The organism is Mesorhizobium sp. NPDC059054 (genome assembly GCF_042739215.1).
Lineage (GTDB): Bacteria > Pseudomonadota > Alphaproteobacteria > Rhizobiales > Rhizobiaceae > Mesorhizobium.
On record NZ_JBHYHV010000006.1, the window covers coordinates 538345 to 551154 of the forward strand.

Below are 12810 nucleotides of genomic sequence, written 5' to 3' on the forward strand. Positions count from 1 at the left end.
GATGGATCGGGTCTTCGTGGAATATTACGAAGAGGAACTGACCCATATCCGTGCACTGGCAGCGGAATTCGCCGACATGCATCCGGCGGTCGCCCGCAACCTTTCCCTCGACACGGTCCCCTGCCCCGATCCTTATGTGGAACGGCTTCTCGACGGTGTAGCCTTCCTTGCAGCACGCACGCGATTGAAGGTGGATGCCGAGCGCTCGCGTTTCTCGCGCGCCGTACTCGATGTGCTTTATCCGGATCTGTTGACGCCGGCGCCCGCGACTGCGATGGCGGTGCTCAAGCCGGGCCAGCAGGTGCAGTCCATGATCGCCGGCTACGCCGTCCCGCGCGGCACACGGCTGGTCTCCGGCCTGAATCCTGGACTGTCAACCCGCTGCACCTTCACCACGGCGCAAGAGGTCAATTTGTGGCCGATAGCGATCACGTCGGTCGCCTATTTCCAGGACCGCAGCGCACTGGCTGCGGCCGGCATCGCGCCGATCGGCGGCGCGCGTGGCGAAGCTGCCTTGCGCATAACCGTTGCCCGAAACGGAAAAGGAAAACTCAGCGAGTTGTCGCTCGATCAGCTCGACCTGTATTTTTCGGGCCGCACCAGGGCACCACTGCTCTTCGACGCAATCTTCGGCGCCTGTTCGGCGATGGGGGCACGGGCAGAAGGCAAGACCAATCCGATATCGATTTTAGCCGAACCCGAGATGGTCGGCATCCGCGACGACGAAGCGTTGATGCCGCGCACACGTCCCACTTTCGAGGGATATCGGCTGCTGCGCGAGTACTTCATGTTTCCGGAGCGTTTTCATTATGTGCGGGTCGCCGGCCTGCAGCCAGTGGTCCGCAATTGCGAGACGGGAATAGAGATCATCTTCCAGTTCCGGCGTCAGACGCCGGAGCTGGCCGACGTGACAGCGGCCGACCTCGAGCTTTTCGCGACGCCCGTCATCAATCTCTTCGAACGCGAATGCAACGTCATCGAAGTGGATCCACGGAGGACGCGTCAAGTACTGCACGCCGACCGCACTCGGGCGCGCGACTTCGAGATTTTCCGGGTCACCCGCGTGGAGGATGCCGAAGCCGAAGGCAGTGAAGCCGAAATTCCGGAGCTGTTCAGCCCGGGACAGAACCGCGGTAGCGGCTGGGTCTATTCGACGGAACGGCGCCCGCGCCGGGCGACGGAGGACGAACGGCGAGACGGACTTACCCGGACCTCCTACACAGGCGATGATGTCTTTTTGGCCATTTCGCGTCCGGCCGGCAGCCTGGCCAACCGGCAGCCCAAGCGCCTCGATGTCACGGCGCTGTGCACCAACCGCGATCTGCCGATCCTGGACGACACACCAAAACTGACTTTGGAGACGGCTGACCCGGTTGAGGCAGTGAAGTTGCTGGGCGCACTACGTCCGCCGCAGCCAGCCATTCCGGCATCGCTTCCCGAAAGCGCCGATGGAGAATCCCGCGCCGACAATCTTGCCTGGCGACTGGTTGCTCAATTGTCGCTCAACTTCCTGAGCCTTGCCAAGGAAGGACGTGGGGTCGACCCGCTGCATGCGCTGCTCGACCTCTACGCCGATCGTGGGGATCCGAGCCTCGCCCGCAATGTGCATTCCATTGTGCGCGTGGACTCGCGCCCGGTGATCGAGCGGCTTCGCATCGACGGGCCTATGTGTTTCGGACGCGGCACCGAGGTCACGCTGCATGTCGACCAATCGGTGCTCGCTGGCCAAAGCACACTGTTGCTTTCGGCTTTGCTTTCGCGGCTGTTCGCTCGCTATGCGGGCATAAACGGCTTTGTGCGGACACGCACTCGTCTGCTGCAGAAACAGGAGGACGTGCCATGGCCGATGACGCCCGGCAATCGCTACCTGATCTAGCGAAGTCCATCCTGCCCGAGACGGAGCCCCTATCGGAGGACTTCGACTTTTTTGAACTGTTGCGCCGCCTCGAACGGCGCCACGGACTGTTCGGCTATTCGGGCCAGGTCGATCGCGAACCGGCCAGGCTCGGCCAGCACATACGCCTGAGTTTCTCGGCCAGAGACGTGGTCAAGTTCCAGGAATCCGCCGACAAGGCGCCAGCACGGATAACGGTCGCCAATCTCGGCCTGCTTGGACCAGAAGGACCGATGCCGCTGCACTTGACGCGCTGGGTGCTTGACCGGTTGTCCCAGCGCTGGTTCGCCGGCGCCAATGCGGAGCAGACCAGCGACACGACCTTCGTCGATTTCGTCAACATCCTCCAGCACCGCATGATGGCGCTTTATTACCGCGCCTGGGCCGACGCGACCCCGGCGGTGCAGGTCGAACGCCCGGTTGGTGGACGTGTTCGCGCCATGCTTGAAGCGATGGCGGGGATAGGTCTTCCCGGGACCCAGGATCCCGAACTTGACCCGACACGTTTGCGCCAGGCGGGGTCGCTCGCCAATCAGATCGATGGTTCGGAACGGCTGACGCTGTTCCTCGCCTCGGCCTTCAACGTGCCGGTTCAGATCAAGGAATTCGTCGCCGCGTGGATCAGCATGCCGACGACACTGCAATCGCGTCTCGGCAATGCCTACGCTGCGCTTGGGCGCGAGGCAACGATCGGTCCTCGCATCTTCAGTCGCCAGAGTCGGATCGAGCTGCGCGTGGGCCCGCTCGATATCGAGAATTTCAAGGCGTTCCTGCCCGGCGGAAGGCAGCTTGCCCTGTTCAGGAAGGCAGTGCGCGAGATGATCGGCGAGGCGCTCGACGTCGACTTGCGTATCGTGCTCGCCGGCGATGCCGTACCGGCGCCGCGCCTCGGCACGATCCAGCTCGGCCGCACCGCCTGGCTACCCCGTCCAATTGAAAAACGGGATGCCGATGATCTCAGGCTGCGCGCGATCGTCGGCTGGCGGCCGGAAATGGCGGAGGTGGCGGCATGAGCCTGCTGCTGACACTCGAACACGGCCCCCATCCTCAGGTCGTAAGGCAGACCCGTCTGGATGAAGGGGAGCTGGTTATCGGCCGCAGCGCCGATGTCGGCTGGCAGATCAACGATCCGGACATGTTCGTTTCGCGGGCTCATTGCAGGATCAGCGGTGGCCGCGATGGCTATTTCATCACCGACACGTCGAGCAGCGGGCTGTTCATCGACGGCTCCGACAGCCCGCTGGGCACCGGCAGGTCCACGCGCCTTGAGAGCGGCATGCGACTGCGAATGGGCGACTACGTCGTGCATGTCGAGATCCAGGCAAAGGGAGGACAAACATCGATCGGATTGCCGCAACCGAGCCAAGTTGCGCCCGCCTGGTCAACGCCGCGATCACGAGCACCGGCAGGCATTGGCAAAGACGACTTCTTCTCGGCGAAGGTGGAGGAAGAGCCACGTCGGCCGCGACCGGCAGATCTGCCGGATCCATTCGAGCAGCCAGTTGCGGGTGCCTACGAACGCGCGTCGAACATTCACAGCTCGCCTGCCTTCGACGATCCCTTCAGTCTTGACCCTGTCGCGACGCCGAAGTCCGCTCAATCGAATCCGTTCGAGCCCGCAGAGATGCGCGACGATGCCGCAAGCCCCGCATCAAGCCCGGCTGATTTCGATGGCGACTTCGGCTTCGGGCCAGCCGCGACGCCCGCTTCAATCGGACCATCCGGTGGCAGCGAGCAGGCCGCCGATGGGCAGCAGGCCATTCGCCCGGATATTGCGCTGCGGGCGCCGGAGCCCCCTGCTGTGATGCGCCCAGCAACCCCGCGCAGGCAAACTCGTTCGACACCTGGGGACATCGAGCTTCGCGCCGCATTCTTGCGCGGCATGGGCGTCGAGGAAGCCGATTTCCCCGAACGCGATCCGAGTGCCGAAATGGAAAAATTCGGGCGCGAATATCGGCTGATGCTGGACGGCCTGATGCAGCTTCTGCGCAAGCGCGCTGAGGAAAAAGGGAGTGCGCGCGTCGCGCAGACGATGGTTGGCACCTCCGAGGTCAACCCGCTGAAATTCCTGCCGACGGTCGATGACGTGATCGCCACCATCATCTCTGAACGCAGTCCCGGTTTTCTGTCGGGCGAAGCAGCGATCGGCGACGCGGTGAAAGACCTGGCGCAGCATCACGTGCGTGCCTGGCGCGGTGTGCAAGCAGCCCTGCGGCGGATGATCGATCGCTTCGATCCGGCAGCGATCGAGGCTGAGCTGAAAGCCAATTCCGCGATCACCAACCTGCTGTCCGGCGGACGCAATGCGAAGCTGTGGGAGCTTTATCAGAAACGCCATCGCGATATCGCCCAAAGTGCGGAAACGACCTTCCTGGGTGAGATCGGCGCAGACTTCAGGGATGCCTATGAAGAGGAGTAGAACATGATCGATCGACGCGAATTCATGGTTGCCCTCGGCGCAACGGGGTTGCTTGCCGCATGCCAGAGCGGTCCTCCCAAGCCATCGACCGTTTCGGTCAATGTGAGTGGCGGCCCCGGCATGAACCCGGGACCGGGTGGGGGTGATCGGCCCGTCACCGTGCTCGTGATGCGGCTGCGCAGCACCGGCAAGTTCAACTCTGCCGACTATTTCGCGCTGCAGGGCGACGCCGGTAGCGCCCTCGGAGCCGACCTCATCGGCTCCGATACGATCTCGGTCGGTCCAGGCAAGGTTGCAACCAAGACGATCACGGTCGAGCCGGACGCTACGGCGCTGGGGTTCGTCGCTCTGATCCGTGAACCAGGCGGACGGAACTGGCGCACAACCAAATCCGTGTCGCCGGGGTCGACATTCGCCGTCAACGCCAAGCTCGGCAGCGGCGGCATTTCTGCCTAGGCCGTCGAGGCAAACGATGGTTGCGCGCGGAGAGTAGCGGCATGAGTGATGCAAACAGGGTGCTATGGTCCGAAGGCCTGTTTCTCAGGACCCAGCACTTCCAGCAGCAGGACCGGTTCTTTGAGGGGATGGTGCGCGGCGCGCTGCAGGCCGGCCAACTCCACACGTTCGGTTTCCAGAAGCTGATACTCGACCAGTCGCTGCTCGATGCCGGCCAGATTTCGATCGTGTCGGCGCGCGGTATCTTTCCCGACGGCACGCCGTTTGCCATCCCCGAGACAATGGATCCACCGACCCCGCTGTCCGTCACTGCCGACACCGGCGCGGGGCCAGTAATGGTTGCCCTGCCGCTCGAGCCGCCTGGAGGCGTCGGTTTCGATCCGGCGCACGCGGCATCGAGCGGGGCGCGCTACCACGGCCGCATTGTTTCGGTGCGTGACGCCGTGCAAGGTGGTGCAGACGCCGAAGAGATCGAGATCGCCCGGCCACAGGCGCTGTTGCTCGCTCCTGGCAAGCCGGTGGGCGGCTACACAGCGTTGCCGATCGCCGACGTCAAGGGAATCCGCGCCGACGGCGGTGTCTCTATCAACGAGACCTTCTTGCCACCGACACTGATCACCGGTGCCGTCGCGTGGTACCGGCAGTTGCTGCTGGAGGTGGTCACCGGCCTTGAACAGATCGCCGAGGCCCACGGCAAGATGGTGATGGGCGGCCCCGGGCGCAGTGTCGAGGACCTCTTGATGCTCCACCTTGCCAACGCAGCTCGCCCCCGACTTGCGCATATGCTGGCGCAGGAGGTCTTTCATCCGGCCGAGCTTTATCTTGAGCTCGCCGGCCTCGCCGGCGAGATGGCGACCTACGGCTCGAGTTCGCGGCGGCTCAGCGAGCTGCCGGCCTATGATCATATGGCTCCAGGTCCCGCCTATATGGCGCTTGCTGATGCCCTGCGATCGCTGATCCTTAGTCTTCGCTTCATCGAACCGAAATCGCGTGCGCTGTCGGTCATGCGACACGCGACCAATGTCTGGAAGGTGCGCATCGACAATCCAAAGCTTCTCGTGTCCAGCCGCATCGTCATCCGCGTCGGCTCGGAGCTTTCTGAAGACGCTCTTCGCAAGATCTTCGTGAACCAGGCAACGGTCGGTGCCGCCGACCAATTCGAGGGGCTATGGAAGTCTCGCCTACCCGGCATTCCTTTGAAACCGCTTCATTCGCAGCCGCGGGAAATCCCCTATGACGGCGATCGGCTCTGCCTGGAGCTTGACCAGAAGAGCGAGCACTGGGCCTCGCTGCTCGACGCCCCTGGCTTCGTCATCGGTGTTTCCGGTGTCCTGCCGAGCGAGCCGCAGGTCGACTGCTATTCGGTGAACAGGTGAGGCCATGAGCCGGGATGATCCTTTCGGACTGTCGGAGGATCGCGAGCGCACCCGCATCAGGTTGACGGGTGCAACGCCAAGGCCGATGGCACCCTTGGCACCCGGAGTGCCCTTGAAGCGGGCGCGCGCTCACCCCAACACGCTGATCAACGCTTTCGCGCCGCTGCTTGAATTTGCGCCAGAGCTCGAAAGCGCGCTGGCGCCCGAGAATCCCGAAGTCCTCCGCACGCGCCTGCTCGACGAATTGGTACGCGCTCGCGACACGGCAATGGCGGCGGGCTCTTCGCTGGAACGCGCCGATCAGGCGGCCTGGGCAGTGGCGGCTCTCCTCGACGATCTAGCACTCAACACGCCCTGGGGCGGCGCCGGCGCGTGGCCACGCCAGCCGCTGGTGGTCATGCTGCGCGGCGACGTCGACGCCGGCACGCAGTTCTTCTCGCGCCTCGATGAACTCGAGCGGCACCCTAACCGCGACCGCGAAATGCTCGAGCTTCAATATTACTGCCTGGCGTTGGGCTTCCGCGGCAAATATCGCGTGCCCGGCCGTGCCGGCGATCGCTCGCTCAATGCGGTCCGCGTGGCGGCGGCGCGCTTCCTGCGCAACCCCGACGCCGAAGACGCGGCGCTCTCGCCTCACTGGAAGGGCGTGGTCGCTTCCGATGAGCCGCAACGCTTCATCGTTCCAATCTGGGTGATGGCAGTAGCAGCAGCCGTCATCGCCGCCGCTATCTATGCCGGCCTTTCTATGGTGCTGAGCAGCCAGGCGGTGGAACTCTCCGCACTGGTACGTGCGCTGCCGCCGCCCGCACGCGCAGACATCATGCGCGCTGCGTCGAAGGTCGATGCGCCCGAATCACCGGCGCCGGTCGATTTCGCCTTGTTGCCTGAATTCAAAGCCGAGGCTCCAGGCAATCTCAAAGGAGCGCTCAGCGGCACCGAAAGCGTGTCGTTGGCCAAGCTGGTCATCCAGTCCTCCGATCCTGAGCTGTTCCAGTCTTCGCGCCCGACGCTCAGGCAAGGTTACGAGCCGTTGGTGGCATCGATCGCCAAGGTGATCCTTGCCAACCAGGAACTGATTGGAAACATCACCGTCGTCGGCCACACGGACAATGTGCGGCTGCAAAGATCGAACCCGCTCTCATCCAACCAACGGCTGTCGGAAGCGCGTGCAGGAACCATAGCCGATCTGCTGGTCCAGGCGGGCGTGCCGCGGGAGCGCGTCCATTCCGAAGGCCGCGCCGAGACCGATCCGGTGGCTGACAATTCGACGCGCGAGGGTCGCGCGCTCAACCGGCGCGTCGAAGTCCTGGTCGAGAAGAGGCTATGATGTTCATCCTGCGCTTCCTTTGGGCCGTTCTGACCTCGCGCATTCTTTGGACGCTGATCGGCATCGCGCTGCTTTCGCTGCTCATCTGGGTGTTCGGTCCGATCATCCAGGTCGGCCCCTATGCCCCATTCGCTTCCGAGAATGTGCGAATTGCCATCATCGCAGGACTGATCATCCTGTGGTTGATCTGGCTGATCATCGCCCAGCGCCGCGCAATCCGTGCCAACCGCATGTTCGTCGCCGAGATCACAGCGCCGGTGGAGACCAAACCGCTTACTCCCGGCGAGGAGAGCGTCGCTGCCGTCGGCGCCAAATTCGGCGAGGTGATGGCGGAGTTGAAGCGTCGCAAGCTTGGCGGTCGCAAGTTCCTGCGCGAAATGCCCTGGTATGTGATCGTCGGCCCGCCAGCCACCGGCAAGACGACGGCGTTGCGCCAGTCCGGTCTCAATTTTCCGATCGACCTCACCGACGATCTGCAGGGCGTCGGGGGCACACGCAACTGCGATTGGTTCTTTTCGGAGCACGCTGTCCTGATCGACACGGCCGGGCGTTATGTCCAGCAGGAAAGCCAGCCGGATGTCGACGCGACCGAGTGGCTGGGCTTCCTTGACCTGCTCAAGAAGCATCGAGGCAGGCGGGCGCTCAACGGCGTCATCGTCGCGCTGTCGATCGATACGCTCTCGGAAGGTGACGACGCTATCAAGGCACATGGCCGCAAGATCCGGCGCCGGCTGGCCGAGCTGAACGATCGGCTCGAAATGCGGCTGCCCGTCTACCTGATGCTGACCAAGGCCGATCTGATCAAGGGGTTCGAAGCGTTCTTCGGCGGTCTGTCGACGTCAGCACGCGAGCAGGTTTGGGGAACGACCTTCGCGCTCGATGCGCGCATTGATGCCAAGACCATCGAAAAAGAGCTCGCTGCGCTTTCCACAGAACTGGAGCGACGGCTGGTGCCACGCCTCGAGGATGAGGACAAACTCGGCTCTCGCGCAGAGATCTTCCGTTTCCCGGCGCAGCTTGCGAGCCTTTCCGAGCCGATCCAGGTCCTGATCGAGGCAATGTTTGGCGAGAGCCGCTACGAAGAGGCAGCCTGGCTGCGTGGTCTCTATCTGACGTCAGCGACCCAGGAAGGCGCACCCATCGACCGGCTGACCGCCGCGCTTTCCTCCTCGTTTGGGCTGTCGCCACATCGCCCAATGCTCGCGCCGCGCGTCGACAAGCGAAGCTTCTTCCTGCGGAACCTCTTGACCGAGGTTATTTTCAAGGAAGCCGGCCTGGGCACTTTCGATCCGCTCGCGCAACGCCGCCGGGCCTGGATATGGCGGGGGGCGGCCACTGCCTGTGCGCTTGCCGCCTTGCTCGCGGGCGGCCTGTTCACCTGGTCCTATGTCGACAATCGTAACGCCATCACCGCTCAGGCCGGTCAGTTCGAGGCACTGCAAGCACCGCTCACGGAGGTTGCTGCGACACCTGCATCGGTGGAGCAGCCATCGATCGATGGAGCGCTAGGAGCGATGGATGCGGTCGCGACGGCACGCACAATGCCGCCCGACGCGGTCCACAATCTCATTGGGCCGACCGCTTCGGCCGAGCTCCTCCGCGCGCAGACGGACACTTATGACCACGCACTGCGCAACGTGCTGGAACCGCGCATGGTGGCGCTGCTGGAAGCCACAATGTGGCGGCAGATCCGTGATCCGGACTTCATGCTCGGCGCACTGAAGACCTATCGCATGATGACAGGCCTGTCGCAGATGGATCCTGACTTCGCGCAGAACTGGTGGGTGAATAGCCTGCCGGAATTTGCGCCCGCTCCCCCCTTCCCAACTGCCGACGCCGAGGAACATCAGCTCGCCGCGATCCGCCGCATGACGATTGATGAGAGCTATATTGGCCCCGACAAGGAATTGCTCGCCGAAGCGCTGAAGACGGTGTGCACGATTTCGCTGCCGGAGCGCGCTTACAGGCAGTTGCTGGCCGACCCTGCAGTGGCGGCCGTCAAGGAATGGGTGCCGGCCAATTTCGCAGGCCCCAACGGCGCGAAAGTGTTTACGCGCCGCTCGGACAAGACACTGCGTGTCGGCGTTCCCGGCGCATATACCTACGCGGGTTTCCACGAAGCCGTCCTCGACCGGGTCGAGGATGTGGCGGCACAGGCAGCGCTCGACCGCGCTGTCTTTGCCGGCGGCTGCTCTGAAAACGCCGAGACCTCCGTGTCGGCGCTGTCTGAGGACATACTGAAACTCTATTACGACGATTACATTTCGCAGTGGGACAGCTTCCTGCGCGATATGAAGCTGGCACCGCTGCGAGACCTCAATGTCGCCAGCGAAAACCTCAAGGACCTGTCGAGCGCGGATTCCGCGCTGAAGCGTCTGCTGACCGCAGTGGTTCAGGAGACCGACCTTACCCGATCCGACGAAGCACAGGCTGACGACAAAGGCGGCGCCGCCACGAAGACAGGCTCGAAGCTATTGAGCAAGCTCGGCAAGCTCGGCAAGGTCGTGAAGACAGGGGCAAAGCTTTTGCCGCGCGCGGGCTCCGCCAACCAGGTCGACATGACTGGCAGCCTGGTGGCCGATCATTTCAAACCACTGAAGGGCACGATCGCCGAGGTCGACGGCCAGCCACCAGCGCTCGATGCAGCCGTCGTGGCACTGACGGCGCTTTCCAACGTGCTGCAGACGGTGACCGCCAACCCCGACCCGCAGGACGCCATCAAGAAGCAAGGCGGGCTCGCCGAATTGACCGGAGCGGTGGCGCGGCAGGCGCAGATCCTGCCCTCCCCGATCAACGACTGGCTCGGCGGAATTGCCGGCGACACCAGTAACCTGTCGCAGAGAGCCGTCACCAATGAACTCAACGCCATCTGGCGTGCCGACATCCTGCCGTTCTGCCAGGCCGCGCTCAACAACCGCTACCCGTTCAGCCCGGAAAGCGCGGTGGACGTCAACGTCCGCGATTTCCAGCGCCTTTTCGGCCCAACCGGCATGATCGATGCCTTCATCAACGACCACTTGATCAACTATGTCGACACAGCCAGCAAGCCATGGAAATGGCGTGCCGACTTCGGTCTCGACCCTGCTGCCCTGGCAGCGTTCGAGCAGGCGCGACACATCCGCGACGACCTGTTTCCCGGCGGCACCGGCCCGGTAATGAATTTCACGCTGGAGCCAAAGGATCTGTCTCCCAACCTGGCGCGGGTGACGCTCAACCTCGATGGCCAGAACCTCGTCTACTACAACAACGCGACCAGACCGCAGCCAATGACGTGGCCCGGCAAGGACGGAACGGGCGTGATCTCGCTTGCCTTCCAGCCGGTCGACGGTTCGCCTGAGGTCTTGCTCAACGAGACCGGCAGTTGGGCGTGGCTGAGAATGCTGCGCGGCGGCAAGTTCACAGGAACCAAGCTTACAGACGTCTACAGCCTGCGATTGGGTACGAAAGGCATGTTTGCCGATTTCGAGCTCAAAGCGGCCAGTGTCGAAAACCCTTACACGCTCGAGATGTTCAAGAAATTCACATGTCCGCCTCAGATCTGACCCTGCCCGGCTTCTACGGCAAGATGCCCGCCGCCGGCGATTTCGTGACGCGGCGGCTACCGGGAGATTTCGTGCGTGTCTGGGACCGCTGGCTCGCGCAGCACATCGTACCGCTGTTCGGCCATGAAACCTGGCCGCAGGAGACAGCCTTGCGTTTCTTGGCGGGCCCCGGTTCCTTCGGCGCCTCGGCCGGCATCTTGCTGCAGAGCGCCGACAGGATCGGCAGGCGGTTTCCGTTGAGCATCGTCGCGCGGCTTGTCCGAGCGCCGCTGAAGCTCGCCTATTGCGACGACTGGTTCAACGGCATCGAGAGCGCCGCCTTCGCCGCTCAACGGGGGGAACTGACACCGGATGAACTCGATGCGGCACTCACAGTCCTGCCCGTGCCGCAGGTCGAGCAAGATGGCGAGACGATCGACGATCTGGTCATTTGGACAGCGCGAACGGATATTTTTGACGTCGCTACAGAAGCGCCGCAACCGATGCTAGAACAGACGTTCGCCGCGGCTCGGGGGACCGGCTGATGCAAGCTGGCGTCGGCGCGATTCAGCGCACTGTGAGTTTCGGCCGTAAGGTTTCATCCGGCTTTGCAGCGGCGCGAGTATGCAGCCGGGTTCAGTCACTGACGGGCTACTTCAGCGCTGGAAGAGTTCGGTCAAGATGTTTCCGTTGACAAACCTGACACCCTTCGCGGCCGAGGGCCTGTGGACGCGCGACGAGAGCGGACAGGAAGTCTGGCTGGTAGCGATCAAGGCGTCCTTCGAGATCGATCCTGCGGGCGAGCAGGTTCCGCTGAAAAAGCAGATACCGGTCAACATGGCGCCAGTGTTTTCTACAGACGCCAAGGAACTGGTGGATGATGACGATTTCCACATCGAAAAGAAGCATACGGATGTGCTTATCGAAGGGCATGCATACGCCGCTGGCGGCAAGCCAAACGTCGAGACGACGGCGCGGATGAAGATCGGCGAATTGGACAAGATTGTCAGGGTGACCGGAGACAGAATTTTCGTACCCGGTCCGGTCTCGGTACGCATGACGAACCCGGAGCCGTTCATTCGACTGCCGATCAGCTGGCGTCGCACCTACGGCGGCACGGATCTGGAGGCGTCCAGTCCGGATTGGGATCAACGCAATCCCGTCGGCACGGGGTTTGCAGTCAACCCGCAAAGGCTGATCGGCAAGGCGGCACCCAACTTCGAATATCAGGACGCACCTTATCGCGACCACCGGAGTGGCCGCCCTGCGGGCTTTGGCCCCATCGCGGCCCATTGGCTACCGCGCGCCGGATACGCTGGGACCTATGGGAAGGAATGGGAGAAGACGCGCAACCCGCTGCTGCCTCACGATTTCAATCGTTTGCATTACCAGTGCGCACCACAGGACCAGCAAACCAGATTACCGCTTGTTGGCTATGAAGATGTCAGGCTTGGCGGGTTGACTGCCGACGGGTTCATGCAGTTTCTGTTGCCACGCGTCACCTTCGACATCACTTCGCATTTCAAGAACCAGCCTGACATCAAGCACAAAGGCGCGTCGATCCACACGCTGCGAATCCGGCCGGACGACCGGCAGTTCGTCATTACCTGGCTTTCGGCTTTGCCTGTGCCTTATGACGAAGAGAAGTTGTCCACCACAACAATCCGCATTCGACGTCGCACAGGCATTTCTGATGCGATCAGCCGCACCGGTGTCTGGCAAGGGCCTACACGATGATAGGCGGAAACCCCATAGTCATTGTCGGCACCGGCGGCCGCACGCCGCTCGGATTTTCCGCCGAGACGAGCGTCGCCGCC

9 protein-coding genes are annotated in these 12810 nt (G+C 63.0%); all 9 read left to right on the forward strand.

Annotated elements, in window-relative coordinates:
* The first annotated feature begins 1 nt into the window (after position 1).
* The 9 genes from tssF to ACFWXH_RS26440 all read left to right on the forward strand — a co-directional run bounded on the left by tssF (position 2) and on the right by ACFWXH_RS26440 (position 12730).
* Entirely contained in the window at positions 2–1876 is a 1875-nt protein-coding gene (gene tssF, locus ACFWXH_RS26400; protein WP_379124361.1) for a type VI secretion system baseplate subunit TssF, read from the forward strand.
* Positions 1840–2907, forward strand: a complete 1068-nt coding sequence (tssG, locus tag ACFWXH_RS26405) for a type VI secretion system baseplate subunit TssG (RefSeq protein WP_379124363.1) — start codon at positions 1840–1842, stop codon at positions 2905–2907. Before tssF ends, tssG begins: the two co-directional genes overlap by 37 nt.
* Positions 2904–4313, forward strand: coding sequence for a type VI secretion system-associated FHA domain protein TagH (gene tagH / locus ACFWXH_RS26410; protein ID WP_379124365.1), 1410 nt, complete (start codon positions 2904–2906; stop codon positions 4311–4313). The genes tssG and tagH overlap by 4 nt, the downstream gene beginning before the upstream one ends.
* Before the next feature lie 3 nt (positions 4314–4316).
* A complete protein-coding gene (gene tssJ, locus ACFWXH_RS26415) occupies positions 4317–4769 on the forward strand; it encodes a type VI secretion system lipoprotein TssJ (protein WP_379124367.1) in 453 nt (150 codons plus the stop codon).
* Between the two features lie 41 nt (positions 4770–4810).
* Positions 4811–6145 (forward strand): type VI secretion system baseplate subunit TssK, encoded by a 1335-nt coding sequence (tssK, locus tag ACFWXH_RS26420; protein WP_379124370.1) that lies wholly within the window; start codon positions 4811–4813, stop codon positions 6143–6145.
* 4 nt (positions 6146–6149) lie between these two features.
* Entirely contained in the window at positions 6150–7472 is a 1323-nt protein-coding gene (gene tssL / locus ACFWXH_RS26425; protein WP_379124372.1) for a type VI secretion system protein TssL, long form, read from the forward strand.
* Positions 7472–11014, forward strand: coding sequence for a type VI secretion system membrane subunit TssM (gene tssM / locus ACFWXH_RS26430; RefSeq protein ID WP_379124430.1), 3543 nt, complete (start codon positions 7472–7474; stop codon positions 11012–11014). The genes tssL and tssM overlap by 1 nt, the downstream gene beginning before the upstream one ends.
* Positions 10996–11538, forward strand: a complete 543-nt coding sequence (gene tagF / locus ACFWXH_RS26435) for a type VI secretion system-associated protein TagF (protein WP_379124374.1) — start codon at positions 10996–10998, stop codon at positions 11536–11538. The genes tssM and tagF overlap by 19 nt, the downstream gene beginning before the upstream one ends.
* 136 nt (positions 11539–11674) lie before the next feature.
* Positions 11675–12730: a DUF2169 domain-containing protein gene (locus tag ACFWXH_RS26440; RefSeq protein ID WP_379124376.1), complete on the forward strand. Its 1056-nt coding sequence runs from the start codon at positions 11675–11677 to the stop codon at positions 12728–12730.
* Positions 12731–12810: the final 80 nt, after the last annotated feature.

Bases quoted from the DNA above. Each gene is read 5' to 3' on its own strand.
- tagH (WP_379124365.1), top strand. From the start codon at position 2,904: ATGAGCCTGCTGCTGACACTCGAACACGGCCCCCATCCTCAGGTCGTA.
- tssL (WP_379124372.1), top strand. From the start codon at position 6,150: ATGAGCCGGGATGATCCTTTCGGACTGTCGGAGGATCGCGAGCGCACC.
- ACFWXH_RS26440 (WP_379124376.1), top strand. From the start codon at position 11,675: ATGTTTCCGTTGACAAACCTGACACCCTTCGCGGCCGAGGGCCTGTGG.
- tagF (WP_379124374.1), top strand. From the start codon at position 10,996: ATGTCCGCCTCAGATCTGACCCTGCCCGGCTTCTACGGCAAGATGCCC.
- tssM (WP_379124430.1), top strand. From the start codon at position 7,472: ATGTTCATCCTGCGCTTCCTTTGGGCCGTTCTGACCTCGCGCATTCTT.
- tssG (WP_379124363.1), top strand. From the start codon at position 1,840: ATGGCCGATGACGCCCGGCAATCGCTACCTGATCTAGCGAAGTCCATC.
- tssF (WP_379124361.1), top strand. From the start codon at position 2: ATGGATCGGGTCTTCGTGGAATATTACGAAGAGGAACTGACCCATATC.
- tssJ (WP_379124367.1), top strand. From the start codon at position 4,317: ATGATCGATCGACGCGAATTCATGGTTGCCCTCGGCGCAACGGGGTTG.
- tssK (WP_379124370.1), top strand. From the start codon at position 4,811: ATGAGTGATGCAAACAGGGTGCTATGGTCCGAAGGCCTGTTTCTCAGG.